The following is a 26,840-nucleotide window of genomic DNA, read 5'->3' on the forward strand; positions in this document are numbered from 1 at the left end:
CAACGACGAACGTAATGGAGCCGTTGGAGCGGCGGTTCATCGAGGCGGCTCTCCGCGCCGAAAACCGAGTGGAGGCGACGATCGTCGACGTCGAAGCGACCGGCGACGAGTCGATCGAAGTTACCTACAGCATTGCCGCCGGTGACGGGCGGACCTTGGAGGCGATCGATCGGTTCTCGATTCCGACCGTCGACGATCCCGACCACGACTTCGTTGCCCTCTGTGAACGCGTCGGCGTCCCCCTCGCTGCAGCACCGGAGGAACTCCCGGGAGAGAGTCTCGAGGTCGGGACGACGGCCGACGGTGAATGGACGCTGGTTCCGGACGAGCAGTCGACATCGGCTGACGCGTCACGACTTCGAGTCTACGGGCGGTCCGGGCTGGCGCTTGCCCATGCGGGATACGTCGCTACCGTCATCGCGTTCCCGCTGCTCGTTCCGGCGTTGACCCTGAGCACGTACCGCGAGATGCAAACGTCCGAAGACGATTCCCCCGGAACCTTCGCCACAGTGGTCCTCGGACTCGTACTGGTCGTCGGCGTTGGGCTGTTGCTCTGGTGGTCCGTCGTTCGCTACCTGCTGGTGTTTCGCTAACGCATGTTCCGGCTACCCCCTTTCAGCCGTCGTATCGGCGAATCGTCGTCGCGTGAGCACGGAGTACCTGGCGTTGCGATGCGCCGTCGTGGGCGAGACTGGTGGGCAGTTTTGCTCACGGGGCAGTGGCTGACCCGGACCGGCCGGCACCAGCGGAGTGATCGGTGATGACAGGGGTCGAAGGATGGGTAGTCGCCCTCGCCGTCGTCGGTACGTGCGCGGCGATCGGCGGGGCCATCGGCGTCCGCTGGTCCGATCGCCCGTACCTCGTTTTGCTCGTTCTGGTTCTTTCCTTCGGATTGCTCTTCGCGAATAGTTACGTCGGGTACGTTCAGACGATGGACTCGGCTGTAGCGGTAGAAGGGACCGTGGTCGGCAGTGACTACTCGAGTAGTACACTGTCCGTACCCAGCGGGCAGGACGGAACTGGATACGTCGGTACGGACCGAAACGGCGCTCCGTACTTCGTCACGGTAGAGTACCAGTACGAGTACGACGGAGAGCGGTTCACCAGCAACACCCTCTGGCCACGAGGGTCGTCGAACGCGGTCTTGACGCAGGAGAGTGCACTCCAGCGGGTAACACAATACGACCCCGGTGACTCGGTTACCGTCTTCGTCGACCCCGAGGAGCCGTCGGATTCGTACATCGAAGAACGCCACTTCGTCTGGACCAACCCGTTGCGAGATCCCGGATACGTCGTCGGGTACTTCTGGCTCGGCGGCTGGCTGCTGGTTGCCTTCGAGAAGATCACGGCCCCGTCCATCCGTTCGTTCGTCACGAAACAGTTCGGGGTGAAACGATGAGCGAGGACGATCAGGGATCGGTGGCCGACAGGAGAACCTTCACGGCCGAACTGGATGCGTATTGGCAGTGGCAGGAATCGAGAAGTGGCGAGATACCACCTGCAGAGGGACCGATTACGGTGTCGCTCTCGGCAGTCGAGTTCGAACACCTCGACGATACACAACGGCGCGAACTCGAGGAACGCGGGTATCAGTCCCTCGAGGACGTCCACGAAGCCCGCACGGAGGATCTCGTGCGGATCGAGGCGTTCGACGAGGAGGACGTCGAGCGACTCAAAGCGGAAATCGAAACGGAGTACACCCGACGCTTGTGGGAAGAAACGTTCGATCGGTCCCACGAGTTAGAGCAGACGGCGCTTGCGAAAGAGTCCGCCGAGTCGGAGCCGAACGTCGGTCCATCGAAGATCGACGACGTCGACTTCGAGAGCCTCGACTACAAGCAACTGTACGAACTCTGGATGAGCGGGTACCGGACGGTCGAGGATCTCCACGACGCCCCACGTGAGGAACTCGCACAGCGCGATCAGCTCGACGAGGAGGATATCGACCGACTCAAAGAAGAAGCCACGGTACGCTACGCGCAGCACCGCTTTGGCGGCGACGAGGAGGTGGCCATGGATCGATACCGGGAGTGGTGTGCGTCCCAACTTCGCGAGGAACTCGTCCTGGCGGACCTCCGGTCTACGGACGATCTCCGGGCGACGATCACGGATCTGGAACTGAAACAGGGGGACGTCGTGGTCACGTACCGATACGAACACGGCGAGTACGGCGTGGAAATCGAGGGAAGCGACCGTTTTCCAGTCCCGGACGTCGAGTCTCCGGAGTACGATATCGTTCGCCTCTGTGAGGAGGTGCACGTCCCACTGGCGAACGCACACGAGGATTTGATCGGGCGCTCCGTGCCGATTCACTGGGAGGACGACGAATGGCGGATTCGGGTGCCGAACGACGGCGCGAACGACTCCGGCGCTCTCTCGAACCTGTCCGACATTGGGATATTCGCCCTGAGCGGAGTCGTCTTTCCTCTCGTCGCCCCGCTCCTGTTCGTCTACCTCTGGCCGCGCTACGGGATTGGCAGGGCCATCGCCGGAACGATTGGTGGAATACTCGTCTGGATCGGTGTCGCTCTCGGGGTTTCACTCGCCATCGGGTTCGATCGCTGGATGGTGTTTGCAGTGACGGTCGACGGCTCCTGGGTGGTTCCATGAGACGAGAGCGGTTCGTTCCGTTCCGACCGACTGTGTTCGTCGCTACTGCAGGGCAGTTCAGTCGGTTCGGCCACGATTCGACGACAGCAGCAACTGCTCGCGTACCACTGGAACCGCATCCCGCTGGAGGGATCACGGTATGACCGACCTCGAAGAACAACTCGAGCAGGCCTCCGTACGGAGCTACGATCGGGTGACTGCCACGATTACGGACGTCGAATTCGATCCGGTTCAGGGGGACGTTCTCGTACACTACCTGATCGGTACTGGCGAGGGGGACCTAATCGAGAGCATCGACCGGTTCCCCGTCCCAGAAACGAACGACGAAAGGGAGGGATTCGTCACGCTCTGTCGTGAGGCCGGGGTTTCGCTCGCGGACGCACAGACGGAACTCGTCGACGAAGTCGTAGACGTCGCCAGTGAGAACGACGAGTGGTATCTCGCTGCGAATCCGAACGCACCGACGAACGACTCGACGGAGACTGCCACGACGGTTCGCGGTCGACTCAAGCGCTGGGGCGAGACGACTGAACCAATCGTGTACGCCCTCGTGATAAGCATCGTCCTCGTCTATCCACTGTTCGCGCCGGTCGTGGGCTGGTGGGTTTTCAGTCACGAGTACGGCGGGACCGGTGACCTCTTCCGGGCCGTGTTCTGGGCCGTCGTCGGAGGAGTGTTTGCCGGCGTGTTCCTCTGGCTCGTCGGGTTCACGACCCTCCGATGGATCGTCGGGCTGCTGCTCGGTTCGTAACCCTCGGACCGTCGGCCGTCTCGAGATGGGATTGGACGACCCCACTGGCGAGCTACGTTGTGCGCGAAGTCGGCGTCGGTTCGGCCGACTGCTCTCGGTGATCGTGCTGGTAACGGTGATCACGCTCCTGGCGAGGGAACCGTGACGGCGCGGTGAAGAGGTCGTGGCAGTGATCGAACGTGGGGCCAAATGGTCGGGACGACAACACTCCCCGCTGGCGACCAAAATCGTCGGCAACTGGCACCTGAGCGGCCAACGGTTTTCGGAGTGCACACGGGACTCCGAGCGTGAGCAGCAATTCGACTACCAACGAGAGTGAGACGTTCGAGATCGGCGAGCGAACAGTCCACCGGCTTGGGTTCGGAGCGATGCGCCTCTGCGGCGAGGAGATCGTCGGCCCGCCGGCGGACGAGCAGACCGCCCACGAGACCCTCCAGCACGCGGTCGACTGCGGCGTCGACTTCATCGACACGGCCGACTCCTACGGCCCGGGCGTGAGCGAACGGCTGATCGGCGAGTCGATCGGCGATCCGGACGACGTCCTGGTCGCGAGCAAGGCCGGTCTCCTGCGGAACCGCGAAGGCGACTGGCTCCCTCACGGCGACCCGGACTACGTCCGGAATCAGGTGCTGGCCTCGAGGGATCGGCTCCGGACGGAGACGATCGACCTCTACCAGTTCCACCGTCCCGACCCGGACACGCCGTACGCGGATTCGGTGGCGGCGTTCGCGGAACTCGAGGACGACGGGCTGGTCAGCGCGGTCGGGGTGAGCAACGTCTCGGTCGACCAGCTCGAGACGGCCCGGGAACAGGTCGACGTCGCGACGGTCCAGAACCGGTACAACGTGGCCGACCGGTCGAACGCGGACGTCCTCGAGGCCTGCGAGGAGGCAGGAATTGGCTTCATCCCCTGGGCACCGATCGACGCCGACGACCTCGAGACCCACGGCGACCTGCTGGACGAGATCGCCGACGACCACGACGCGACGCGCCGGCAGGTCGCGCTGGCGTGGCTGCTCGAGCGGTCGCCGGTGATGCTTCCGATCCCCGGGACCTCCGATCCCGACCACCTCGAGTCGAACGTCGCCGCCTCGCAGGTGTCGCTGTCCGACGCGGAGGTCGATCGGATAACCGAGGCGGGACGCTGATCTCTACCTCGAGGGAGACCGTCGTCGATGCTTCCCCGGGAAGGATCGGACGGGCGGTCGGCTCTGCCGACTGCCTCTACCGTCGCGGCTTCACCGAACGCGCGTCAGCACCTTTCAACCCGTATCGGCTGCTCGGGCGGCCACCGGTGGATGGGAATGAAAGGGGCAGGGGCTTTCGTTGTGTTCACACCGTTAGCCGTGATCGAGAGATCGAGATATCGCTACATTCGTCGTTCATCCCTCCATGTGCGAGGCGATCCGGTAGGAGACGTCGGTGAGATAGACCGAACCCCAGACCGCGACGACGACGGCACCCACGAGGTCGTAGAAGAGGTCGCCGATCGTGTCGCCGATACCGTGCTGGGCGAGGACGACCTCGTAGCCGAACTGTTGGGCGAAGAGTCCGAGGGCGAACTCCATGAGTTCCCAGACGACGCCGAACGCGAGCACGAACACGAGGATGAAGACGAACAGCATCTTCGGCGGGAGGTAGATCTCGTCGGTGTGGAGGTCGATCGCCCGGACGACCGCGTAGCCCGCGGCGGCGACGATCGAGGCGGACATGGCGTGGGTGAGGCTGTCCCAGGGGCCGAGGAGGTCGTACAGCCACGCGGACCCGATCGCGTGGAGGAAGACCGCACCCGTGATCCAGCAGACGAGTTCGGGTTCCAGCGGCAGGCGGAAGTCGCGCTCGAGAAAGCCGGGAACGAACGTCACGCCGAGCGCGATCCCCGCGTTGGCGATCGTCGGGACGTCACGCGCGAAGAGCCCGTAGACGAACACGAGCGCCAACGCGACCTGGAGCGCCCTCGAGAGGCGTCTGACGGTGCGTTCGGGGACGTCGAGCAGGCCACGGACCAGCGAGGGGGTGCTCTCGGCGAGGTCCTCGGGTGCCTCGGAATCGTCGGTCGTTTCGTCGCCGTCCACCGGGGGAGTATCTGTAGTCTCGGCGTCGTCGGTCGATCCGGGTCTCGTGATCGTCGCGCCGTCCATCACGAACCGGTCGAAGACGAGGCCGGCGAGGAATCCCGCCACCGCAGCGTAGACGAAATCCATCATCATGGCGTGGTTCGCCGCGTCCTCCGAGCGGCCGGTGACGATGTAGGAACTCTCGAGCAGTACGTCGGAGAGCCACAGGGCGACGTTCCACACGGCGGCGACCGCGAGGGTCGTCATCACGACGAGGACGATGGCGAACGCGTGGGTCATCCGGACCGCCGTGAACTGGTGGATCTCGACGACCGCGACGAGCGCGACGGCCGCGACGGCGACGTAGACCGCGACGTCCGTGATCACGGTCTCCCCGAACATCGTCGCGTCGACGACCGGCAGTGCGACGAGCGCCAGCAGTTCCCAGGACGGCACCGCGAACGGATCGCGACGTGCGGCGGCCGGGAGGAGGACGATCAGAACGGCCACGGCCGTGAAGACGAACCACCGGTAGGACGCCTCGAGTGCGTGAACGGCGGCGAACGCGAAGAGGGCAACCACGACGAACCACCCGAGGGCCGCGTTGCGACGGGATGCATCGCCCGGGTCGTGGGAACCATCCACTTCCATAGCCACGTCTCCGTGACGGAGCGGGATAACACGGGGACCGGAAATGTGCTGGTCGGGGTCGAGGCCGGCGTCGAACGGTGCCGCGAGATCAGCGCCGATCACAGGACGAGAATCGGTGACGCGCCCCACCAACCTCAGCATCTCAGAACGGAATCGTACCCCGCCCCAACCTAGACGAATACGTAGTTATTCCGGATTCAAATACACAGTTTGGAACCAAATAGCGTATTTCATCCGCCAACCACCGACACAGACGGGAAGACGGATATAAATAACACCTATTAGTTATTTTCACTAATTGTAGCTACTGATACGTTCACAGTACCGTTCAAAATACGGAGTTACAGCACACCTAACTTCCGAAAGTAGCGTTTTATAGAGATGTCGTCATTCCTCGAATCATACAGCAGTCACTAAGTTGATTTTTCCAAATCGTCCGTGGGATGAGTCAAACGATAGCTGACTGAATTACCAGTAGTGTATACTTATGTGAATTACCAGAGCGGGTTCATCCACCCCATCCGGGGTGTCATGAGAGACATGAGAGAACTACGATCGAAGTCACTCGCTATCGTTCTCGCGGTAGTTATGGCAATGTCGATGGTGAGCATGGGTGTAGCCGCCCAGGGCTCGACATCGACGGCGAGCGTATCGACCATCGATTCCCCCGAAATCGATTCATCACTGGAAGAGAAGGCCGACGAAGAAGAGTTCGTACGCGCAATCGTACGCTTCGAGCGGATCGACACGGATCGGCTGGCGACGGCCGACCGTGACCAGGCCGTAGAGTCGCTCCAGACGCACGCGGAGACGACGCAGGATCGATTCCTCGCCTGGGCCGAAAACGAAGACGCCGTCTCGGTCCAGAACACGTTCTGGATCGCCAACGCGGTGTCGGTCGACATCCGGACCGACGATATCGATCTCGAGCAGGTGGCCGATCACCCGGGCGTCGTCCAGGTACACGAGAGCTACGAGTACGAAATCGACGAGCCCGAGCGGGACGTCGAACCGTCCAACGAAGAGAACGTCACGTACGGACTCGATCTCCACAACGTGACCGAGGTCCACGACATGGGCATCACCGGCGAGGGCGCGACGGTCGCAAGCCTGGATTCGGGGATCGACGACGAACACCCCGACTGGGAGGATCGCGTGACCGACGAGAAGTTCCAGACGTGGAACGAAGACGGTGAGCCGATCGACAGCGAACCCTCCGACTCGAGCGGTCACGGGACGCACGTGGCCGGCACGATCGCCGGACCGGAAGATCCCGACGGTGACGTGCCCCAGTACGGCGTCGCCCCCGACGCGGACGTCTACCACGGACAGGTGATCCCCGGCGGCGGCGGATCGTTCGAACAGATCGCCGCCGGAATGGAGTGGGCCGTCGAAGAAGTCGAAGCCGACGTGATGGGACTGAGCCTCGGCGGCGGACTCGGTGAGGACGCGTTGATCGAACCGACCGAGAACGCGTACGAGGCCGGCACCATCGTCTCGGCGTCGAACGGGAACTACGACGCGAGCGTCCCCGGGTACTACTACTCCTCGTTCGCGAGCCAGGCGGTCGACGAAGACCTCAACCCCGCCGAGTTCGCGGTCTACGACGAGATCGACCCCGAGGAGACGTGGGGCGACGAGGCCCCCGAGTGGTGGCCCGACGAGTACCTGACCCCCGATGCCTCCGCGGCAGGGGTGAGCGTCCTCAGTTCCTACGACGGCGACTACGAGTACCTCTCCGGAACGTCGATGTCCCAGCCCCACCAGGCCGGCACCTTCGCGCTGATGGCGTCGGCGATGGGTGACACCGACAACGAACTCTTCCAGGATATCGTCGAGGAGACCGCCTGGGAGGTCAGCGACGAGGACATCTACGGTTCGGGTATCATCGACACCGCAGCGGCCGTCCAGCAGGTCGCTCACGACCAGGAGATCGCCGGAACCGTCTTCGCCGCCGACGGCGAGGGCCTCGCAGATGCGACCGTCGAAGTCGAGGAAACCGGCTTCAGCGCGTCGACCGACGACAACGGCACCTACGAACTCCTCCACGAGGAGGGGACCTGGACCGTGACTGCCGACGGGTTCGGTCACGAAGCGATGACCGAAACCGTCGAACTGAACGAGAACGAAACCGCCGAACAGGACTTCGAACTCGAGGCTGCGCTCGACCTCGAGATGCTCGCGGACCAGCCCGACGCGATCGAGGCCGGTGACGAATTCACCGTTACGGTCAAACCCGCACACGCCGACACCGTGACCGTCGAGGAGGTCGCGGGCTACGACGGCGACCTGACGCTGTACGTCGACGGCGAGGAAGCCGCGTTCGGCGAACCCGTGTCGCTCGACCTCGACGACTGGTCCGACGAAGTCGACGTGACCGTCGAAACCGAGGCCGACGTGCCCGGGATGATCGAACTCGAACACACGTTCGAGGGCGCTGGCGACGAACTCACCGTCACGACCGGTCCGACCGAAGCCTTCGAGGAGTTCGTCGAAATCGCGGTCATCGACGACACCGAAGGATACGGTGACGACTGGGCCGACACGCTGAACGACGAGTTCGCGCCGATGTACGCCGTCGAACACGTCGACTCCAGCGAGGCGCTGGAGGACGTCGACGCCTACGACTCGTACTTCGTCCACAGTCTCGACGACGACGTCGTCGACGACTGGTTCGAGGCGACCGACGACGTCGGCACCGTTTACACGTCACAGAACCTCGGTCCGGACTCGCTCGACGACCGCTCCGAGGCGATCGACGATCCGGACGACGTCACTCGGACCACGGGACTGACGACCTGGCACGTCGAGGAGGCACACCCCATCTTCGACGGCGTCGCCGAACCGGGTGACGAAGTGACCGTCCACACGGACACCTGGGAAGACGGTGCCTCGTTCACCGCCACCGACGCCATGGTCGTCGCGACGCAGGACGACGGTGACAACGGCGTCGCCGTCGACTACGACCGCAACGACGTGCTCCTGACGGCGGTCGGCTACGGCTGGGTCGAACCCGGCGACCACACCGACGACAGCCTCGACGTCCTCACGAACGCCATCGACTACTTCACCGAGGAGCAGGAACCCGACGTCGACGCGACGATGGCTATCGAGGACCAGAACGTGTCCTCGGACTTCCCCGAAGCCGTCACCACGCTGTCCGCGGAGTCCGACGACCACGAGGTGGCCGGCTTCCAGGCGTTCATCGACTTCGATCCGGACGACGTCACGATCGACGGCGTCTACGAACAGGACATCGGCATGGAGTACGAACTGGACAACGAAGAGGGCACGCTGTCCATCGCTGGCGCGGACGCCAACGGCCACGACGATCCCGACCTCGCACAGATCGCGTTCAACGCGTCCGGTCTCGACGATGGCGAAACGACGTCCCTCTCGCTCGACGACGAAAGCAACGTCAACGACGAGATGGGGATGCAACTCGAGACCTACCAGAAGGACGGCGAGATCCACCACCACTGGCAGAAACTCGGCGACGTCCTCGGCGATGGCGAGATCCACTCCGGTGACGCCGTCGTCGTGCAGGCGTACCTCGCCGGCCACGACATCCCGGTCGAGCCCGAGAAGGTCGAAACCTACGGTGACGTCACCCAGGACGGAGTGGTCACGTCCGCCGACGTGACTGGCATCCTGCAGTACGTTACCGAACCCGACCACCCCGGGTTCGAACCCAAAGAAGAGGCAGGATCGGAGGCACTAGCAGGCTAAGCCACGGTAGCAGTCACTGACCCACGGCGGCAGAACGAACCGCTGCCGTCAATCGTTACGAGCGAGTTATATTTCCGCTCGCTCTCGAAAACAGCCGCCACGCAGTGCGGTTGTTATCTATTTTATCGGCGTATCAATTATCGTATTCATCAATGGAAATTTTTATTGGTTGTGGTGTGTTGGTAGTAGCCATGGCAGTCTCGATCACAGGATCACGGATAGTCGCCGCCCTGGTCGCCCTCCTCGTAGTGCCCGCGCTCGTGTCGCCAGTTGCGGCCGCCGGAACGGGAGCCACGTTCGCGCAAGCGGACACCCAACAGCAAACGGACTTCCAACTCGAGTTGCGGGCCGAAGCCGACGCGCCGGAGGGGACGGCACAGGTGTCGCTCCTCGCAACGGGTGAGAACGTTGCCGGCTACGAGGCGAACGTCTCCTTCGATCCGTCCGTCGTGCAGTTCGCGAACGCGTCGGGGGAGGACCTACCCGATCCAGTCACGAACTCCGATGCCGAAGACGGCTGGGTGTATCTCACCAGTTCACACCAGGACGGCCACGACGATCCCACGCTGGCGGTCCTCGAGTTCGACGTCGTCGGCGAGGCAGACGACGAAGCCGAGCTGCGGTTCATCGAGGAAGATACGCTCGTCAACACCGAGGCGTTGACCGTCTACGAAGCCGACGATGGCGACGTTGGAACGGAAGCGACCACGCTCGAGATCACGGAGGCCGGCGTCGAAGCACAAGGGGCGACGGCTGCAGGCGACGGGAACGACGCCGATGACGACGGACTCTCGATGCTCACCGTCGCGTTGGCTACGTTCGCTGCAGGCGTCGTCCTCACTGGAGTGATCGCCGGGACATTCGTCTACGGAAAACGTCGTGGAAAACGCTCCCGGTGACTGTCCGCCCCCTGACCGATGTACCGAATCGCGATGGAACGAGGAAATCCTCGTGGAAACCGCTATCCGAATCGGAGACGGCGTCGCCGGCTACCACCGTTCGACACACAGCACGCGAATAAATTCGCAAAGACGAGTTCCCGAACGATATTCGAACAGGGATAAAAAGAGGAAAATAAATGGTCGATCAAAAGAATAATGTTCCAATATTTAGTTAGATGGTATACTGATATTGATTACTATATATGAGTATAGAAGGGGAAAGAGAGCCGCCGGAACGTGACGCCGACCGGGACTGGATATTCGAGATTCTGTCCAACGGACGCCGGCGGATACTCATTCGGGTGCTGAGGGAGCGCGGCAACCGCGTCCAACTCAACGAAGTGGTCGACTGCATCGTGACGGTCGAAACGGACGGCCAGGACGCACCGCACACCTCGTCGAGAAATAGCGTTCGCGTGTCGCTGAAACAGAATCACATCCCGAAGCTATCGAAACTGGACGTGATCACGTACGACGACGCTACGGACGTGATCGAACGGTCGGATCGGTTCGATCGAATCGACAATATACTACGACGGATCGACACCGAACCCCGGGCGAGGAGCCAGGCCGAACCCGTCTCGGACGAACCGATAACGCTGGCCGGAGACGCGACCATCGATACGGACCCTCGTCAGTCCGATCCCGCTGCGGGAGCCACGGCGTCGACGCTCCGACAGCGCATCCGGAACAACACGACGACGATACTGATCCTGGAATCGTTGCTCATCGTGGTGCTGTGTTCGGTTCTCCTTCTCTAAAGTGACGTGCGGAGCCAGCGAGAGTGCGACGATCCCTCCACCGATCACGGCCGAGGACCGTCTCACAGCCCCTCCGTCACGGTCAGTTCCCCGACGGACCGTCGCGGTGGTCGTGGAGTCTCGTCTCCTCCCGTTCACCGCACTGGTGTCGCGTACCAATCGTCGAAGGCCGCCCTCCGCGTCAGCGGGCATCACCGACACTCGAGGGTGATCCCGACCAGAGGACGCGGTCGTAAAACGTGTAAGCGCCGAGAAAGACGACGACCGCCAGCAGCGTCAGCACGAGCGACGAATCGAAGATGGGCATCGTCACGGTGGTGTTGTCCTGGAGTTGTGACCAGACGTACAGCCCCCAGACGAGCGTCCAGAGGGAGACGGCAGCGCTCCGGAGACCGATCTGGAAGCTCCGCTCGTCGACCTCGTCGCCTCGTTCCAGCACTCGAAACGCCACGAATCCGCCGACGACGAGTCCGATGCCCCCACCGACAGCCAGGGCGGCGCTGAGGCCGGGGTCGTCGACCACGTCCGCTCCGGCAGTCATCGCGATTACACTGACGACCATGAGTGCGCTACTGGCGTACTCCCGTAGGTTCGCTGCGTCGACCATCGTATGTAAAGCACAGTTTACACGAAGTAGTAAAAGCTTTCCATCACGTCGTCCCAACCTGACGTAATCGAGTCCGGTGTCAGTCGTCCGGGCCAAAAGCGGAATCACCTGAACGGCGGGGAGACAGAAGAGATTTACCGGCCTTCGCGAGTCCCCCCGTATGGTATTCCAACGGAGTCGGTACGTCCGGACGACGGCCGACGCGCTCTTTCCGGGGACGACGGTTCGGTACCACTATCGTTCCGGGGCCTCGCTCGCGACGGTCGTCGAGCGGACCGAGCGATACGTGACGTTCATCGGTCCCGAGTGCGACGGCCGGTTCACCCACGACCAGATCGACGACCTGATCGAAGACGACCGTCTCGAGGTCGTCCTCGACGACGAGTGCCACGTCTCGGCGGATCGGACGCTCCTGTTCGAGTGAGCGACGCCGTGCTCGCGATAGCGTCAGCGGCGCTACGGCACCGTTCGGTCGGACGCTGAGCCGCGAACGCAGCGGTCCACGTCAGCGAGTGACTTCATCTCGAGGACGTTGTACGGCGCGTCGACGCGGTCGACGACCGCCTCGTATCCCGGCAACGGCTCGTGGTCGTCGGCCGTGCCGTCGTTGTCGTGGAGATGGACGACGTGAATGCGATCGCCGAACCGTTCGACGAACGACTCGTAGTCGACGCCGGTCGCCTTGGCGTGGCCGACGTCCAGCGTCAGTTTGAGGCGATCGCTCCCCGCGTCGACCGACTCGAGGAACCGCTCGAGCCGGTCCGGCGTGGCGGTGTATCGGAATTTCGACGCCGTCTCGCGCTGGTTCTCCAGACAGAGCGGAACGCCGACGCGGTCGGCGCAGGCGACGCACTCGCGGATGGATGTGATCGCCTGCTCCCGCTGGTGTCGATCGACCGCGTCCGGGTACCGGTTGCGCGTCGATCCGCCGTGGACGACGACCCCGCCCGCGTCGATCGCCGCGGCGAACTCGAGGGCATCCGTCACCGCTTCGACGGACGCCTCGCGCAGCCGTTCGTTGACGTTCGCGAGCGTCGCGTCGATGTGAGGGGCGTGAACGGTGTACGTCACGTCGTAGTCGGTGGCGATCTCGCGAAGGCGCTCGGCGGACGGTCGCCCGCGGACGTCGAGATAGCCATGCCGGAGTTCGAGGTGGTTCAATCCCCGATCGACGAGGAACTCGACGATCGACTCGACGGATTCATCGTAGCGGATATCTAGCGACGCGCCGATCCGGGGCAGCTTACGCCCCGTCATCGGCGACGTCGACGAGCACGCCGTCCTCGAGTTTCGGGACGACCTCCCGGCTGTTGATCGCCGTCGCGTACTCCCCGAGGTCGCGACGCCTGATCTCGGGTTTGTCGGCGTAGTCGGGGGCCTTGCTCGCCTCGAGCAAGGACGCGAACTGTTCGCGTTCGGCCGCGGAGAGCGGTTCGTCCCGCAGGTAGCGGTCGACGACGACCGCCCCGAGATGGTCGTCCATCGTGGATCGGCCGCTCGAGCCGCAACTCACCAGGTAGACCGGTCGGTCGCGCGTCCGGAGATGGTCGGCCAGGGCGGCCGCGTTGGTGTAGCCACCGACGAAGACGTCGACGTCGTCCCCGCCGCGGCGACGGAGACGGGCGACCGCCGTCCCGCCGTTTTTCGAGGTCATGCTCGTCGGTCGATCCTCGACGTCCAGTTCCTGGACGTAGCTCGGCGAGTTGAAGAAGTCGTAGCCCTCGATCGGTTCGTAGTCGTCGGTCTTGCCGCCGCCGATGAGCGTCTCGGGATGGGACTCCCGGTAGGCGAACTCGTCGCCGCGCTCGTCGGTGACGTGGACGTACCGCGCGCCCAGCCCCAGTAGTTCGGCTACCGTCGTCGAGAAGTGGGTGACGTCGATGACGACGTAGTCGCCTGCGTCGGGAACGCGGGGCAAGCGATCCCGTCCGTCGATGAGCCGATCCGTGAACGACCGGTCTGGTATCGTTCGTTCCATCGTCCGTCCCGTCTTCGCCAACCAGTGATAAACGCCGCTAATAGCGGGGCATACCCGTACGTATCCGGAATGTCGGGTCCGTAGTCACACCAGCTAGAACGTACATATATCACCGCTCTCGTATACGAAATATAACTGCTCAAATACCGTGACGACCGGTCTCCGGACGCAATGGCACGGACGCCGACGGCGGACAGTTCAGGGTGGTTTAGCTTCGATCAGCGAGACATGACGGTGTTTATCTTCGTAATGTCCCTCAGTGGGTTACAGTACGCCGTCACCGAGGTGATCCCGGAGTTCGACGTCGGGCCACTCGAAGTCGGGGTCGGTGACTTCATCTTCATTCCGATCGTGTTGGTGTTGCTGTTCCGGACGTTCTGGGCCGCCCTCGCGGTCCCGATGGGCGAGGTCGTCTTCGAGGACATCCTGCTCGGGGACTTCAACGGACTCGGCGTGATGGAAGACCTTCTGCTGGTCTCGACGTGTTTCTTCTTCGCGGCGTTGCTCTTCCGCGACCCGGACAACCGCGTCCAGCTCGCCCTGGTCGTGCTCATCGCGGAGGGGCTCAACGAGTTCCTCGCGATGTTCGTCGACATCGGAAAGTTCTACATCGGCGTCGAGGAACTCGAGGCCGTCCCCGGCCTCCCCGAGAGCATCATCGTCCTCGAGGGGGTCGACTTCGTCGTCCAGATGGTCGTCACCGGGATTATCTTCGGCGTTATTCCGGCACTGTACCTCTATCCGAAGCTCCACGGCAAGATCGAACCCCTGATGGGGATGGATCCCTACCGCGGTACGCCCGGTGGCTCGATGCTCGAGGGCGTTTCCCCCAAGGCGGCACTGCTGGTGCTGGTCGCGTTCCCGCTCGCGTTCGCCTTCGAGGCAGCCGAGGAGGCCGGCTACGGCCTGAACGTCGTCTGGGAGCCGGAGTTCATGGACGTCTACGGCGAGAACTTCATCCTCGTCCCGATCGCGGTCGCGGCCCTGGTCGCGCTGGCCGTCTGGGGAATCGCGAAACGACGGACCGCCTGAGCCGACCATGACAGGGACAGAGGACGCCACCGTGATCGAGGTAGCTGACGTCAGCTTCCGGTATCCGGGGGCGACGGAGCCGACGCTGTCCGGCGCGTCGCTCGAGATCGAGGCCGGCGAGTTCGTCGCGATCCTCGGCGGCAACGGGAGCGGAAAGACGACGCTGTGCAAGACGTTCAACGGGCTCGTCCCCCACTTCTTCGACGGCGACTTCGACGGGCGAGTGACCGTCGCCGGGACGGACGTCCAGGCGTCGTCGGTCGCCGAACTCTCCGAGACCGTCGGCTACGTCTTCCAGGAGTTCGAAAACCAGCTCGTCACGCCGACCGTCTTCGAGGAACTGACGTTCGGCCCGCTGAACTACGGCCGCGACGACTATCGCGAGCGAGCCTACGAGACGCTCGACGACCTCGAGTTGCCCGACGCCGACGACCGGTTCGTCTGGGAGCTAAGCGGCGGCCAGCAACACCTCGTCGCGCTCGGGGCCGCGCTCTCGATGGAGCCGGAGATACTCGTGGTCGACGAACCGGCGGCGCAACTCGACCCCATGCACGCCGAGGCGACGTACGACCGGTTGCAACGGCTCAACAACCGCGGGATGACGATCGTCGCCATCGAACACCACACCGAGTTCGTCGCCGAGTACTGCGACAGCGTCGTGCTCGTCGACGACGGCCGCGTCGCGTGGAAACGCCCCACCGACGAAGCGCTGAACCGGCTCGAGGACCTCCGCGAGCGGCGGCTCCACCCGCCGCAGGTGACCCGCGTCGCCGAACGGGTGCTCGAGGAGGGGCCGTACCCGACGACGTTTGCGGACGCGCTCGGCCGGTTCCGTTCGGTCTCGACGCCGGAAGCGGACGGAGACCGGACGGACGCCAGTACGGAGCCTCCAGCGGACCGCGAGCCGATCGTCACCTTCCGCGACGTCGATCACGGCTACTCGACGCTGCGCGACGGCGACCTCCGGATCTTCGAGGGGCTGTCCCTCGAGTTCGGCGTCGGCGAACGCGTCGCGCTCGTGGGTGCCAACGGCGCGGGGAAATCCACGCTGTTGCGGCTCGTTACCGGCCTCGAACGACCAGACGGCGGGACCGTCGTCGTCGACGGCACCGATACGAGCGAGGTCCTCCCGGAGACGCTCGCTTCGGACGTTACCTACGTCGATCAGAACCCCGAGGAGATGTTCATCCGCGACTCGGTTCGGGAGGACGTCGCCTACTACCTCCGCGAACGCGGCGCGGACGACGTCGAGGAGCGGGTCGACGAGATCCTCTCGTTTCTCGACCTCGAGGGGCTCGCGGATCGGGACGGGCGACTCCTCAGCGTCGGCGAACAGCGTCGCGCGTCGCTGGCGATCGGCCTGGCGACCGATCCGGCCGTGCTGTTGTTCGACGAACCCACCGGCAGCCTCGACCTGGCGAGCCGTCGGGAGGTCGGACGGACCATCGAGCGGGCCGACGACCGGGTCGAGACCGTGATCGTCGCGACCCACGACCTCGAACTCGTCGCCGAGTGGGCCACGCGGGTCGTGGCGCTCGACGACGGCGTCGTCCGCGCCGACGGCCCGCCGCGGGACGTCCTCGCGGATCCCGACCTGCTCGAGGCGTGTAACCTCCGCCCGCCACAGGTGGTCCAGTTGAGCCGGGATCTCGGGCGCTCCCCGCCCGCGTTGACCGTCGAGGAACTGGCGGCGCACCTGACCGATGGATCGACCACGGGATCGGAGGTGGACGCGTGACCTACGACGAAAACGCCCAGGGCCTCCTCTCCATCGAGGGGCTGAAGCAGGACCTGCTGCGAACCGCCTACGACAACGAGGGAACGATCTTCGATCGCCTCGATCCGCGCGTCCTGCTCTGTTGGTACGGTGCCTTCCTCGTCATCCCGTGGCTGTTCTACGACATGCGGATCCTCGGCGGGTTGCTCGCGTTCGTCTCGGCGCTGGCCGTGCTCTCGCGGGTGAGCAAGTACCTCATCGGCCTGCTGGCCTTCGGCGTCGTCAGCAACGTGGTCCTCTACGCGTTCGTTACGGTACTCATGGGCGGCAGTTTCGTGACTAGCGCGCTGGCCCTGTTGCCGTACACGACGAAACTGACAATCATCTCGGTCGCGTCCATCGCGGTGTTCTCGGGGATGTCCCCGAAGAACATCAGCCGCGCGTTCATGAGCATCGGCGTTCCCCGGCAGTTCACGTTCGCGATCAGCTACGGCTACCGGATGCTCCCCGTGCTGATCGAGGAGTATCACGACCTCGTGAACGTCCACCGACTCCGGAGCAAGGCTCCCGAGAATCCGGGCCGGTTCCGCTGGCGCTACTACCTGTATTTGATCCGACTCTCCGTGCGGGCGTTTTACCCCATGATCTTCAACGTCGCCAAGCGGAGCCAGGTCACCGTCCAGGCGCTGGAGACGCGGGGATTCTCCCGCTCGCTGGCCGACGACGAGAGCCGGGAACTGCAGTTGGGCGGACTCGGCGTGAAACGGTTCGACGTGCTCTTTCTCGGCGGGTCGGCGCTGATCGTCGCCGGAATCGTCTTCCCGTTCCTCTAGTCGGCCGTGAACCGACCGGTATCGTTTTCCCGCCGTACGTTCCACACTATCGACTATGAAACACGTACGAGGACCGCTGTGTACGATCGACGTCGGGGAGCGGACGGCCGATACCGAAGCGATCGACGACGTCCTCGAGTCGTACCTCGGCGGGCGGGCGCTCGGGACGAAACTGGCCCACGACCGCCTCCCGTTCGACGTCGACCCGCTGGGGCCGGACAACAGCGTCTTCTTCGCGACCGGACCGCTGCAACACTCGACGATGAGTTTCACGGGCCGGATGTCCGCGACGGGCGTCTCGCCGCTGACCGACGGCCTGCTCTCGTCGAACGCCGGCGGCTTCCTCTCGCGGAACTTCACCGGGACGGGCTACAGCGCCGTCGAAATCACCGGCGCGAGCGACGAACTGGTCGTCGTCCACGTCACGGACAAGGGCGTCGAGTTCGAGGCGGTACCGGAGCTCGAGGAGGCGACCGTCTCGGAGACCTGCGAGTACGTCGCCGACGAGCACGGCCTCGAGTCGGAGCACACGGTCGTCGTCGGGCCGGCCGGCGAGAACGAAGTGCGCTTCGCCTCGATGATGACCTCGAAGGAGCGAGCGTTCGGCCGCGGCGGTCTCGGCGCGGTGCTGGGATCGAAGAACGTCAAGGCGATCACCTTCGACGGCGACTCGACCCGCGAGGTCGAGATTCCGCCGCTCCAGATGGAGATCCACGGCGAGGCCGCCCAGGCCGACCACCCCATGAAGGAGTCGGGCACCACGTCGGTCACCGAGTACGCCAACATGGTCGAGGCGCTGCCGACGCGGTACTTCTCGGAACTGTCCTTCGAGGGCATCGACGGCGTCACCGGCGACCGCGTCGCCGAGAAGAAGTACAAGAAAGGGACCTGCTCGGCCTGTGCGTTCGCCTGCAAACTCCCGACGAAAGACGAGGAAAGCGGCGTCGAAACCGAGGGACCGGAGTTCGAGACGCTGATGGCTTTCGGGCCGAACTCCGGCGTCGACGACATCGTCGACGTGATGAAATCGAACAAGCTCTGTGACGACCTCGGACTGGACGCGATTTCGGCCGGCGACGCCGTCGCGGCCTACCTCGCCGCCGAAGACGAGTTCGGCAACGTCGACCTGATCCACGACCTCGTCGAACAGATCGCGTACCGCGAGGGCGTCGGCGACACGCTCGCGGAGGGCATCGATCGCTTCCACGACGAGCTCGGCGTCGAGAACTGGACGACGAAGGGCATGGAGTTCCCCGCCCACGACGGCCGTACGCTCCAGGGACAGGGGCTGGCGTTCGCCACCTCGAACCGGGGTGCCGACCACATGTACGCCGAGTTCTACCCCTACGAGTACCCGCTCGTCGACAGCGAGGAGGCCTTCCCCAAGGAGGGACTCGAGGGGAAACCGCCCAAACTCGTCGAACTCGAGAACCGCAACGCCGTCAAGGACAGCGCGGTCCTCTGTAAGTTCTCGCGGGACTTCCTCACCGAGGAGCGCATCGAGACCTTACTCGACGCCGACTACGAGGCGTTGCTCGACCTCGGCGGCGAGGTCGTCTCCCTCGAACGGCACTTCAACAACCAGCGGGGCTTCGACCGCGCCGACGACGACCTCCCCTACGACCTGCCGGAGTTCGACGCCGCCCTCGAGGCGTACTACGAGGAACGGGGCTGGAACGAGGACGGCACCGTCCCGGCCGACCGCTTCGGGTCCTCGAGGGGTGCACCCGCCGACGACTGATCTGACTCCCCCGCCGGGATCGGCGTACAGGCTCACTCCCGGCCGTCGTTCTCGCCGTCTGCCTTCGACTGGGCGTCCCCGTCGGCCTCGAGACGGTCGTCACCCCGCGACCGAAGCGGCGCGTCGTCCGCTCGAGAGGGATGAACGTTGAAGTTGTTGCCCCTGTAGGGGTCGGTTTCCGGCTCGTAGGACAGTTCGCTGCGCTCGAACAGGTAGATGAAAAAGCCGAACAGCGGAATGCAGACCGTGATCGCCGCCCACTTTCGCGGCGGCTCGAGGCCGACCCGGCCGGCGTCGTAGTAGACGAACGCGGTCAACCCGAGGTGCCAGGCCAGGGGGATGCCCACGATAACGGCCAGCAGGAGGCTGCTCATACCCCACGTTGGGTCCGCAGCTACTAAATCGGCCGCCATACGTCGGCTCGACTGATAGGTCCGGACGGGGTCGGCGGTCGTCGGCCACACAAGGGGACGCCTACCAGGTCGATACCCCGGCTTGAACACGCGAATCGTCGCCCAGTCTCGCGATCGACGGCCGGAGCGGTGGTCCCGTCGCTAGCTCGCGGTTGTCGCGCGGAAAGTCGCCGTTCACCCGTCGTACGGTCGGCTCGTTTACTGTGCAGGCCGTCGATCCACCACTGCCCGAAGGGGTAGACAAGCGATGAACGCGAACACATCGACGACTCGCGCGCAGCGGTACGGACGAGTAATCGCGGTGTCGGCGGCGTTGGTCCTGTTGCTCGCGCTGACCAGCGGCCTCGCGGCAGCGGACACCGAACAGGAACGGACGGTCGAGAACGCGACCGAACAGGTCTCCATCGACGTCTCCGAACAGGTGACCGTCGAGGAGAGTACGACGGAGCTACCGGGGGACGACCCCGTCGATGACGACGTCGTCGCACCGATCGAGGAGGACCTGCTCGAGCCGGTCTCCGAGATCCTGTCGGACGTTACGATCGAGGTCCCGCTCTAGCCGGAGCCAGCACCACGGCGCTCGCTTTTTCGAACGACGGTGAGCGGTCGCTCTCGAGTGTCGACCGAGAACGACGACCGCGCCGAAACGGCGAAAACGAGCCGGAGATGCGAGACGACTACCGTTCCGTCGTAGTGGACCTCGAACTCGATCGCCGCACCCTGGCGCGACCACCTTTTGTCTCGGCCGCTCACTACGTGAGCGCCCTCGCAAAATCTGGACCAAAACGCCTAGCGACCGCCCCTCAGTGGACCTCGAACTCGATCGCCGCACCCTGGCCGAAGCCGACACAGAGCGTCGCGAGGCCGAGGCCGCCGCCGCGGCGACGGAGTTCGTTGATCAGCGTGACGGGGAGGCGAGCGCCCGAGGCACCAAGCGGGTGGCCGATTGCGATGGCACCGCCGTTGACGTTGAAGATGTCCTGATCGATGCCGAGTTCGTCGCGGCAGTAGATCGTCTGGCTGGCGAACGCCTCGTTGAGTTCGACCTGGTCGTACTCGTCGATGTCGCGGCCGTTGCGCTCGAGCAGGCCCCGCGTCGCGGGCACCGGACCGATACCCATGACGGTCGGGTCGACGCCGGCGACGTTATTCTGGCCGATCTCGGCCATGATCTCGAGGTCGTGTTCCTCGGCGAACGCCTCGCTGGTGACGAGCAGCGCGGATGCGCCGTCGGAGATCTGGGAGGCGTTGCCGGGCGTGACGGTGCCGTCGGATTTGAAGACCGTCGGCAACTCGGCGAGTTTCTCGGGCGTGGTGCCGGGCCGCAGGCCCTCGTCTTCCTCGACGGTACCCTCGTCGGTCTCGATCGGGACGATCTCGTCCTCGAAGCGGCCCTCTTCGGTCGCCTCGACGGCGCGTTGCTGGCTCTGGGCGGCGTACTCGTCCTGCTGTTCGCGGGAGATGTCGTACTCCTCGGCGACCTTCTCGGCGGTCATCCCCATCTGGAGTTCGCCCATGTTGTACAGTTCGGCCATCCGCGGGTGGACGTTGTGGGTGTTCTCGCCCATCGCCACGCGGCTCATGTTCTCGACGCCGCCCGCGATGATCGCGTCGCGGTTGCCCGCGGCGATGGCGTCCGACGCGGAGATCACCGACTGCATGGAGGAGGCACACCAGCGGTTGATCGTCGTCCCCGGAACCGACTCGCCCAGCTCCGAGAGGAGGGCGATGACGCGGGCGAGGTTGTTCCCCTGCTCGTCGCGCTGCTGGGCACAGCCCCACATCAGGTCGTCGATCTCGTCACCTGACAGGCCCGTCTCGGCGAGGATCTCGTCGATCAGCGGGACCGAGAGGTCCTCGCTGCGGACGTCGGCGAACACACCGTCTTCTTTCCCCTGTGGCGTCCGGACTGCCTGCACCACGACTGGCGTCTGTGACATATTCTAGCGAACAGCCTTCACGGACTTAAATCCGGTAGAACTCGGGGGGACGGGCCAGCCGTTTACGGCGTCGCGGGCGGCTTACCGGGCCCGACCGTACTCCGGGGCTGTACCGACAGGTGTCGCTCGTCGGCCGGCCAGTTGGGAACGGCTCGCGCGGGGACGAGACGAGAACAACGCTTATCCCGCGCCTGTGGGAATACGCGCGCATGAACGACGACGGAGTGGACGGGATCGAACGCGACGAGTCCCCCGAAGCCTCGAGCGAGGCGGGCGACGCGGAGATGGACGGCGCGGGCACGGGGGCCGTCGAAACGGACGAGTCGGACGACGAGACGGCACCTGGAACGACACCCGACGCCGGCGAGACGCAGCCCGAGACGAACGTCGATACCGACGAGTCCGACTCCGAGACGGCGGCCGACGCGGAATCCGAATCGGCTGCGGCGGAGACGGACGCGGACGACGACGGCCCCATGCCGAACGTCCCGGATCCCGAGGCCGAGGACTCGGACGTGCCGGAGGACGTCCGGAAGTACGCCCGGTTCAAGAAGATGGACGGCGCGGAGTACGAGCGGGTCAACGAGTTCCTGCGGGACCGGACCTACATCACGGCCCGCGAGTGGGCCATCGCCCGACTCTGTTCCGATTTCCGCACGGAGACGGGCGTCGAGATGACCAAGATCGGCGAGAACCTTCCCGAACTCGTGCCGTTCATGACCGACACCTACACCCCGCAGGCGGTCAACCAGGCGCGGGCCTCTTTCGAGGAGAAGGTACGGAAGGCGGGCGCGACCTTCCTCTACGGCGCGATGTGTGACTTCTTCACCGCCGAAGAGCTCGACGACGTCATGTACGAGTCGACCGAAGTCGCCAAGTTCCTGCTCGAGGTCGAGGGCGTCGACCTCTCCGTCGAGGAGGAACTCGAGGCCGAAGAGCGCATCTCGTCGGTGATGCGTGAGGTCCGCGAGGCCAGCGAACAACTGCGCGAGGAGGACCTCGAGTAGTTCCCCGTCCGGTCGCAACCGTCGGCTCGAGCGATCGACTGCCGATCGACGATCCGGCCCATCACCCGACACAGGCCCGATTTGGACCGAAATCGCCACATCTAAGGAATTCACGACCCTAGCTTCGAGTGACTTTTCCGGCCCGCGAGATCGAGTCGTCCGTTCGCCGACGGCACTCGAGTTCGCGGTCCGGGCCGGACGTCGCCAGGGTGATAGTATGGCGATCGCGACCGAATCGAGCGCGGACACGCCGGACGTATCGCCCGACGACCGATCCCTTCTCGAGGCGGCCGACTCCCTGGTCGGCAAGTCGAAAGGCGACCTCGTTCGGCTAGCCGGCCGGTTACGCGACCGCCGCGAGGAACTCAACCGGTTGGTGGGCGAGCGCGCCGACCGGCGCGACGAACTGAACGAGCGCGTCCAGGAGCACAAGGAGAAACGGGACGAACTGAACCGGACGGCCGACCAGCTGTACGGGAAGATCGGCCAGCTGAAAGCCGACCTCGACCTCGACGGCGAGGCCTCCCTCGAGGAACTCGAGTCCGAACTCGAGGAGCTGGAACACCGCCAGCAGACCCGCGTGTTGAGCGCCGACGAGGAGGCGTCGCTGGTCGAGCGGATCGAGGAGACCCGCGAGCGGATCCGCGAGCGCAGGGACCGACTCGAGAAGGCGGACCTGCTGGAGCTGAAACGCCGGGCCGAGGCGGCCCGCGAGGAGGCCTCCGAGCACCACGAACGGGTCCTCGTACTCGCCGATCGGCCGCAGGACCACCACGAGCGGATGATCGAGGCCTACCGCGAGGCCGACGAGATCCACGACCGGGCCGACGAGGCCCACGAGGCGTTCGTCGCGGCCCAGGACGCCGCCGACGCCCACCACGAGGCGTTCGTCCGGGTCCAGCGACGGCTCGAGGAACTCGACGAGCGCGAGCACGTACCCGACGACGAGAGCGGCGAGGAGGCCGCCGAACTCTTCGAGCAGTTCAAGGAGGGCGACGCCCTGACCGAGGACGACCTCCGGCGGATCCAGGGGGCGATCGAGGACCGTTCGAACGGTCAGCCGCCGCGACACCTCCGGTGCGAGGCGGCCGAAACGAACTCGAGCGACGAGCGAGGTGTCGCGATACCTCGAACCTCCGACAGCTGTCGGGCCCGAGAACGATCGATCGACGGCCGCGCCCGTGAGGGGCCGGCGACCGTCGCGAGCGGATCGCGGTTTCGTCGGTCCAGGGAGACGGTCGCGACGTCACGCTCGCGGAGACTCTCCGGTATTGCTGGAGTACAGTCCTTCTGAATAAATCATTAAGGTTCGGATCGGTCATACGACACCACATGGGAGACACTCCCACGCCAGTCGATCGACGTACCGTCCTGACCGGTCTCGGTGCCGGTGCCGTTGGCATTGCCGGTTGTCTCGGCGAAGACGGCAGCCAAGAGGCGACGATTCAGGATATCGAGCCCGGGACGTCGATCAGCGTCACCGGCGTCTGGACCGAAGGCGAGGAGGAGGACTTTCTGGCCGTCGTCGAGCACGTCGAGGAGGAGACGGGGCTGGACATCACGTACGAGCCCCGCGATACGGAGGCGATCCTGACGGGGACGCTGATGGATTACGAAACCGGCGTCGCGACCGCCGACGTGGTCGTCATGCCCTCGCCGGCACGCATCCAGTCGGACGCCGAATCCGGCCATCTGGCCCCGTTGTCGGGCACCTGGGACCCAGAGGAGTTCGCACCCGACCCGGATCAGGTAGCCGTCGACGGCGAGGTCTACGCCGCACCGTTCAAGATGGACCTCAAACCCGGCTTCTGGTACCGACCTTCCTTCTTCGACGAACACGGACTCGAGGAACCGGGCGACTACGACGAGTTTCTCGACTTGCTCGACGAAATCGACGGCATCGAGGGCGTCGAGGCACCGCTGGCGTCGGGCAACGGCGAGGGGTGGCCGTTGAGCGACGTGACGGAGGCGTTCATCCTGCGCCAGGACGACGGTGCCCAGCTCCAGCGGGACCTCATCGACGGCTCCGCGTCGTTCACCGACGACCGCGTCGTCTCGGCCTTCGAGGAGATCCAGGAGCTGTTACAGGGCGGCTACTTCAGCGAAGTCCGGGACTTCGGGATCCAGTACGAGTACTTCTGGGGGAACGAGACGCCGCTGTACTTCATGGGGTCGTGGACGCCGACGTTCGACGCGATCGAAGACCCCGAGGACCTGGACGTGTTCATGCTGCCCGGTACGGAGGCGATGGTCGCGGCCGAGAACTGGTTTACCGTCCCGCAGTACTCCGACGAGGTCGATGCGGCCCGGGCGGCCGTCGAGGCCATGGTCTCCGCCGACGGCCAGCAGGTCTGGGCCGAACGCGGCGGCTTCATCGCCTCGAACCTCGGAGTCCCCGACGACGCCTACGACGTCGAGATCATGCGCGACCTCTCGGAGCTGGCCGACGAGGTGGAACTCGTTCCCGACCTGGACGACACCGTCGGCGATCCCTTCCAGTCGGAGTTCTGGGCCTCGCTGACCGGCCTCTGGGCCCAGCCCGACCAGGACGTCGAGCGCACCCTCGAGGGGCTCGACGGCGTGCTCCAGGAGAGCGTCCAGAGCATGGACGAGGTGTAGCGTGGCGACCGACCGCGAACGGGGGTCCGGAGACGAGCCGCGGGGACGGCGCGGAGACGCCGTCGACTCCCTGTTCGTCCTCGGCGAGGAGCTCCGGCGACGGAACGCGAGCGCCGTCGGCGTCGACGTCCTTTACGTGTTCACGACGGCGTTTCTCGCCACGCTCGCCGTCCGGGGGTTCTGGCCGGCTGTGATCGCCGCGTTGCCGCTCGCGACCTTCTGCTACTTCGCGTGGCACTCGACTCGAGCCTTCTTCGTCGCCAACGTCCTCGCCGTCGCGATCAGTATCGCGGTTACGGAGGCGGGGTACATGCCGCTCTGACCTCCGCTTTTGCGTAGTACAGTATAGAAGACCACGCGAGACGAGATGGGATCGAGAGCAACCACACTCACTCCGGAATCGTTTCCTCGAGCACTGCAGGGAGTCGCTGGAGACAGGTCTCGAGAAAACTCAGTGGCGCTTCCGCCTCGAGGCGTCCCGGTTCGTGGACCCGTTTTTCGTCCGTTTCGATCTGGAAGTGGGTCGTCCCGAGTTCGTCGTGATCGTCGTCTTTGTGCCACCCCAGACTGACCGCCTCGTCCACCCACTGAACGCGCTGAACGTCGGTGTCAGCACGGGGACGCCAGGTGACTTCGACGGTCGCCTGCTCGCGCGGAAATTCGTTCCCCAGGAACATTTCGACATCGACGTCGGCAACGACGGATCGGGGACGGAGCCGCGACGGGCGATACCGGACCCCGGAAAAGCCGGGTTCGTTCTCGAGACGTTCTTTGATTCGACGGAGCCCCTGGCGCCGAGTGTATCCCCGGCCACCTGCGAGAAACAACACCATCGCTGTTCGCTACCACTCCTGTGGAAGCGTCTCCGAACCACGCTCCCCGAGACGCGGATCCGTATCGAGCCTCGTCAGTGAGCGTTGCAGGCTGATGGCGAGCTGAAGGGCCTCCCGTACCTGAACGTTGTACTCCCACTCCTCGATGATCTCGAGGCGTTCCCGGCGATCGGTAGCCGACAGGTCCTCGTTTCCGACGCTCCGGCGAAGTTCCTCGAGCGAGTCGACGTCGTACGTCGATTTCCACGAGTCGATCTCGTCGCCGATCGCTCGCAACTCCTCGGTGAGTTCGTCGGCGGACTGTTCTTCGGCGAGAGTGCGGACCTCGCGAAGGAATTGCGTGACGTCGTCCGGCTTGTAGCACGTTCCGTCGGCCGTTTCAGTGATCTCGAGTTCGCCCCGATCGGCCATCCGCTCGAGATATTTGACGGCCGTCTCCCTCGAGACGTCGGCTTCGGTAGCGATCCAGCCGGCGTTGCGTGGCGTCGTTCGAGTCAGTGCGACGTGTCTGACGCGGTCAGCAGCGTCCATCTCCTCCGGCCACGCTCGAGAGTGGTCGCTCATTGGTGACGATAGCGTCGCACTGAACTAATAATTTGGTATGCGGACCAGATATTTGG

The 26,840-nt window shown here is 64.6% G+C and carries 25 protein-coding genes and 1 pseudogene; 18 read left to right on the forward strand and 8 right to left on the reverse strand.

The genetic code is table 11. The features are described from left to right. Positions 1-14 precede the first annotated feature (14 nt). The 5 genes from TX79_RS16230 to TX79_RS16250 all read left to right on the forward strand — a co-directional run bounded on the left by TX79_RS16230 (position 15) and on the right by TX79_RS16250 (position 4,509). Complete coding sequence (locus tag TX79_RS16230) at positions 15-593, forward strand: hypothetical protein (protein WP_049928687.1); 579 nt, start codon at positions 15-17, stop codon at positions 591-593. 167 nt (positions 594-760) lie between these two features. Beyond that, a complete protein-coding gene (locus tag TX79_RS16235) occupies positions 761-1,399 on the forward strand; it encodes a DUF3592 domain-containing protein (protein WP_049928688.1) in 639 nt (212 codons plus the stop codon). Beyond that, the gene (locus TX79_RS16240; protein ID WP_154660565.1) at positions 1,396-2,610 is read left to right on the forward strand and encodes a hypothetical protein; all 1,215 of its coding nucleotides are present in this window, start codon (positions 1,396-1,398) and stop codon (positions 2,608-2,610) included. The genes TX79_RS16235 and TX79_RS16240 overlap by 4 nt, the downstream gene beginning before the upstream one ends. A 139-nt stretch (positions 2,611-2,749) precedes the next feature. Then, the gene (locus TX79_RS16245) at positions 2,750-3,361 is read left to right on the forward strand and encodes a hypothetical protein (RefSeq protein WP_049928690.1); all 612 of its coding nucleotides are present in this window, start codon (positions 2,750-2,752) and stop codon (positions 3,359-3,361) included. Positions 3,362-3,648: 287 nt separating this feature from the next. After that, complete coding sequence (locus TX79_RS16250; RefSeq protein WP_049928691.1) at positions 3,649-4,509, forward strand: aldo/keto reductase; 861 nt, start codon at positions 3,649-3,651, stop codon at positions 4,507-4,509. Between the two features lie 234 nt (positions 4,510-4,743). Here the strand turns inward: TX79_RS16250 and TX79_RS16255 are convergent, their stop codons facing one another. Further along, positions 4,744-6,069: a hypothetical protein gene (locus TX79_RS16255; RefSeq protein ID WP_049929231.1), complete on the reverse strand. Its 1,326-nt coding sequence runs from the start codon at positions 6,067-6,069 to the stop codon at positions 4,744-4,746. A gap of 588 nt (positions 6,070-6,657) precedes the next feature. Here TX79_RS16255 and TX79_RS16260 point away from each other — a divergent pair. From TX79_RS16260 to TX79_RS16270, 3 genes are all read left to right on the forward strand, one after another. After that, positions 6,658-9,798, forward strand: coding sequence for a S8 family serine peptidase (locus TX79_RS16260; protein ID WP_230198605.1), 3,141 nt, complete (start codon positions 6,658-6,660; stop codon positions 9,796-9,798). 191 nt (positions 9,799-9,989) lie between these two features. Next, positions 9,990-10,697, forward strand: a complete 708-nt coding sequence (locus tag TX79_RS16265; RefSeq protein WP_049928693.1) for a hypothetical protein — start codon at positions 9,990-9,992, stop codon at positions 10,695-10,697. A 245-nt stretch (positions 10,698-10,942) separates the two neighbouring features. Next, positions 10,943-11,500 carry a DUF7344 domain-containing protein gene (locus TX79_RS16270; RefSeq protein WP_154660566.1) on the forward strand — a complete coding sequence of 186 codons (558 nt, stop codon included), beginning with the start codon at positions 10,943-10,945 and terminating at the stop codon, positions 11,498-11,500. Between the two features lie 181 nt (positions 11,501-11,681). On the opposite strand, the gene TX79_RS16275 is transcribed toward TX79_RS16270, so the two are convergent. Further along, entirely contained in the window at positions 11,682-12,107 is a 426-nt protein-coding gene (locus tag TX79_RS16275; protein WP_049928695.1) for a hypothetical protein, read from the reverse strand. Positions 12,108-12,267: 160 nt separating this feature from the next. On the opposite strand from TX79_RS16275, the gene TX79_RS16280 reads away from it, so the two are divergent. Next, the gene (locus TX79_RS16280; protein ID WP_049928696.1) at positions 12,268-12,531 is read left to right on the forward strand and encodes a hypothetical protein; all 264 of its coding nucleotides are present in this window, start codon (positions 12,268-12,270) and stop codon (positions 12,529-12,531) included. Between the two features lie 32 nt (positions 12,532-12,563). Here the strand turns inward: TX79_RS16280 and TX79_RS16285 are convergent, their stop codons facing one another. Both TX79_RS16285 and TX79_RS16290 read right to left on the reverse strand, forming a co-directional pair. Further along, complete coding sequence (locus TX79_RS16285; protein WP_049928697.1) at positions 12,564-13,364, reverse strand: sugar phosphate isomerase/epimerase family protein; 801 nt, start codon at positions 13,362-13,364, stop codon at positions 12,564-12,566. Next, complete coding sequence (locus tag TX79_RS16290; protein ID WP_049928698.1) at positions 13,351-14,085, reverse strand: 2-phosphosulfolactate phosphatase; 735 nt, start codon at positions 14,083-14,085, stop codon at positions 13,351-13,353. Before TX79_RS16290 ends, TX79_RS16285 begins: the two co-directional genes overlap by 14 nt. Positions 14,086-14,334: 249 nt before the next feature. Between TX79_RS16290 and TX79_RS16295 the strand changes: the two genes are divergently transcribed. Genes TX79_RS16295 through TX79_RS16310 form a run of 4 tightly spaced genes read left to right on the forward strand, consistent with a single transcriptional unit; the run spans position 14,335 to position 19,408 of the window. Beyond that, complete coding sequence (locus tag TX79_RS16295) at positions 14,335-15,117, forward strand: hypothetical protein (protein ID WP_230198606.1); 783 nt, start codon at positions 14,335-14,337, stop codon at positions 15,115-15,117. 7 nt (positions 15,118-15,124) lie between these two features. Beyond that, complete coding sequence (locus tag TX79_RS16300) at positions 15,125-16,855, forward strand: ABC transporter ATP-binding protein (RefSeq protein ID WP_081655624.1); 1,731 nt, start codon at positions 15,125-15,127, stop codon at positions 16,853-16,855. Next, positions 16,852-17,667 carry an energy-coupling factor transporter transmembrane component T family protein gene (locus TX79_RS16305; protein ID WP_049928700.1) on the forward strand — a complete coding sequence of 272 codons (816 nt, stop codon included), beginning with the start codon at positions 16,852-16,854 and terminating at the stop codon, positions 17,665-17,667. The genes TX79_RS16300 and TX79_RS16305 overlap by 4 nt, the downstream gene beginning before the upstream one ends. A 55-nt stretch (positions 17,668-17,722) precedes the next feature. Further along, complete coding sequence (locus TX79_RS16310) at positions 17,723-19,408, forward strand: aldehyde ferredoxin oxidoreductase family protein (RefSeq protein ID WP_049928701.1); 1,686 nt, start codon at positions 17,723-17,725, stop codon at positions 19,406-19,408. 32 nt (positions 19,409-19,440) lie between these two features. On the opposite strand, the gene TX79_RS16315 is transcribed toward TX79_RS16310, so the two are convergent. Continuing rightward, a complete protein-coding gene (locus tag TX79_RS16315; protein WP_049928702.1) occupies positions 19,441-19,782 on the reverse strand; it encodes a hypothetical protein in 342 nt (113 codons plus the stop codon). 340 nt (positions 19,783-20,122) lie between these two features. Here TX79_RS16315 and TX79_RS16320 point away from each other — a divergent pair, with 340 nt between their 5' ends. After that, positions 20,123-20,380 carry a hypothetical protein gene (locus tag TX79_RS16320; RefSeq protein ID WP_154660567.1) on the forward strand — a complete coding sequence of 86 codons (258 nt, stop codon included), beginning with the start codon at positions 20,123-20,125 and terminating at the stop codon, positions 20,378-20,380. A 244-nt stretch (positions 20,381-20,624) separates the two neighbouring features. Here the strand turns inward: TX79_RS16320 and TX79_RS16330 are convergent, their stop codons facing one another. Continuing rightward, a complete protein-coding gene (locus TX79_RS16330; protein ID WP_049928705.1) occupies positions 20,625-21,761 on the reverse strand; it encodes a thiolase family protein in 1,137 nt (378 codons plus the stop codon). Positions 21,762-21,970: 209 nt separating this feature from the next. Here TX79_RS16330 and TX79_RS16335 point away from each other — a divergent pair, with 209 nt between their 5' ends. From TX79_RS16335 to TX79_RS16350, 4 genes and pseudogenes are all read left to right on the forward strand, one after another. After that, on the forward strand, positions 21,971-22,768 hold the full coding sequence (locus TX79_RS16335) for a DUF5806 family protein (protein WP_049928706.1): 798 nt from the start codon (positions 21,971-21,973) through the stop codon (positions 22,766-22,768). Between the two features lie 217 nt (positions 22,769-22,985). Then, positions 22,986-23,798, forward strand: a pseudogene (locus tag TX79_RS16340) (DUF7121 family protein); the annotation flags it as partial. Positions 23,799-24,100: 302 nt separating this feature from the next. Continuing rightward, positions 24,101-25,387, forward strand: a complete 1,287-nt coding sequence (locus tag TX79_RS16345; RefSeq protein WP_049928708.1) for an ABC transporter substrate-binding protein — start codon at positions 24,101-24,103, stop codon at positions 25,385-25,387. 1 nt (position 25,388) lies between these two features. Continuing rightward, positions 25,389-25,709, forward strand: coding sequence for a hypothetical protein (locus TX79_RS16350; protein ID WP_230198607.1), 321 nt, complete (start codon positions 25,389-25,391; stop codon positions 25,707-25,709). A 67-nt stretch (positions 25,710-25,776) separates the two neighbouring features. Here the strand turns inward: TX79_RS16350 and TX79_RS16355 are convergent, their stop codons facing one another. Further along, complete coding sequence (locus TX79_RS16355) at positions 25,777-26,064, reverse strand: hypothetical protein (protein WP_049929235.1); 288 nt, start codon at positions 26,062-26,064, stop codon at positions 25,777-25,779. A gap of 165 nt (positions 26,065-26,229) precedes the next feature. Beyond that, a complete protein-coding gene (locus TX79_RS16360; protein WP_049928709.1) occupies positions 26,230-26,784 on the reverse strand; it encodes a DUF7342 family protein in 555 nt (184 codons plus the stop codon). Positions 26,785-26,840: the final 56 nt, after the last annotated feature.

This window comes from Halopiger goleimassiliensis, from assembly GCF_000455345.1.
Taxonomy (GTDB): Archaea; Halobacteriota; Halobacteria; order Halobacteriales; family Natrialbaceae; genus Halopiger_A; species Halopiger_A goleimassiliensis.

Excerpts from the sequence above, each read along its gene's own strand:
- TX79_RS16230 (WP_049928687.1), top strand. The coding sequence starts at position 15 with ATGGAGCCGTTGGAGCGGCGGTTCATCGAGGCGGCTCTCCGCGCCGAA.
- TX79_RS16235 (WP_049928688.1), top strand. The coding sequence starts at position 761 with ATGACAGGGGTCGAAGGATGGGTAGTCGCCCTCGCCGTCGTCGGTACG.
- TX79_RS16240 (WP_154660565.1), top strand. The coding sequence starts at position 1,396 with ATGAGCGAGGACGATCAGGGATCGGTGGCCGACAGGAGAACCTTCACG.
- TX79_RS16245 (WP_049928690.1), top strand. The coding sequence starts at position 2,750 with ATGACCGACCTCGAAGAACAACTCGAGCAGGCCTCCGTACGGAGCTAC.
- TX79_RS16255 (WP_049929231.1), bottom strand. The coding sequence starts at position 6,069 with ATGGAAGTGGATGGTTCCCACGACCCGGGCGATGCATCCCGTCGCAAC.
- TX79_RS16260 (WP_230198605.1), top strand. The coding sequence starts at position 6,658 with ATGGCAATGTCGATGGTGAGCATGGGTGTAGCCGCCCAGGGCTCGACA.
- TX79_RS16265 (WP_049928693.1), top strand. The coding sequence starts at position 9,990 with ATGGCAGTCTCGATCACAGGATCACGGATAGTCGCCGCCCTGGTCGCC.
- TX79_RS16270 (WP_154660566.1), top strand. The coding sequence starts at position 10,943 with ATGAGTATAGAAGGGGAAAGAGAGCCGCCGGAACGTGACGCCGACCGG.
- TX79_RS16275 (WP_049928695.1), bottom strand. The coding sequence starts at position 12,107 with ATGGTCGACGCAGCGAACCTACGGGAGTACGCCAGTAGCGCACTCATG.
- TX79_RS16280 (WP_049928696.1), top strand. The coding sequence starts at position 12,268 with ATGGTATTCCAACGGAGTCGGTACGTCCGGACGACGGCCGACGCGCTC.
- TX79_RS16285 (WP_049928697.1), bottom strand. The coding sequence starts at position 13,364 with ATGACGGGGCGTAAGCTGCCCCGGATCGGCGCGTCGCTAGATATCCGC.
- TX79_RS16290 (WP_049928698.1), bottom strand. The coding sequence starts at position 14,085 with ATGGAACGAACGATACCAGACCGGTCGTTCACGGATCGGCTCATCGAC.
- TX79_RS16295 (WP_230198606.1), top strand. The coding sequence starts at position 14,335 with ATGTCCCTCAGTGGGTTACAGTACGCCGTCACCGAGGTGATCCCGGAG.
- TX79_RS16300 (WP_081655624.1), top strand. The coding sequence starts at position 15,125 with ATGACAGGGACAGAGGACGCCACCGTGATCGAGGTAGCTGACGTCAGC.
- TX79_RS16310 (WP_049928701.1), top strand. The coding sequence starts at position 17,723 with ATGAAACACGTACGAGGACCGCTGTGTACGATCGACGTCGGGGAGCGG.
- TX79_RS16315 (WP_049928702.1), bottom strand. The coding sequence starts at position 19,782 with ATGAGCAGCCTCCTGCTGGCCGTTATCGTGGGCATCCCCCTGGCCTGG.
- TX79_RS16330 (WP_049928705.1), bottom strand. The coding sequence starts at position 21,761 with ATGTCACAGACGCCAGTCGTGGTGCAGGCAGTCCGGACGCCACAGGGG.
- TX79_RS16335 (WP_049928706.1), top strand. The coding sequence starts at position 21,971 with ATGAACGACGACGGAGTGGACGGGATCGAACGCGACGAGTCCCCCGAA.
- TX79_RS16345 (WP_049928708.1), top strand. The coding sequence starts at position 24,101 with ATGGGAGACACTCCCACGCCAGTCGATCGACGTACCGTCCTGACCGGT.
- TX79_RS16355 (WP_049929235.1), bottom strand. The coding sequence starts at position 26,064 with ATGTTCCTGGGGAACGAATTTCCGCGCGAGCAGGCGACCGTCGAAGTC.
- TX79_RS16360 (WP_049928709.1), bottom strand. The coding sequence starts at position 26,784 with ATGAGCGACCACTCTCGAGCGTGGCCGGAGGAGATGGACGCTGCTGAC.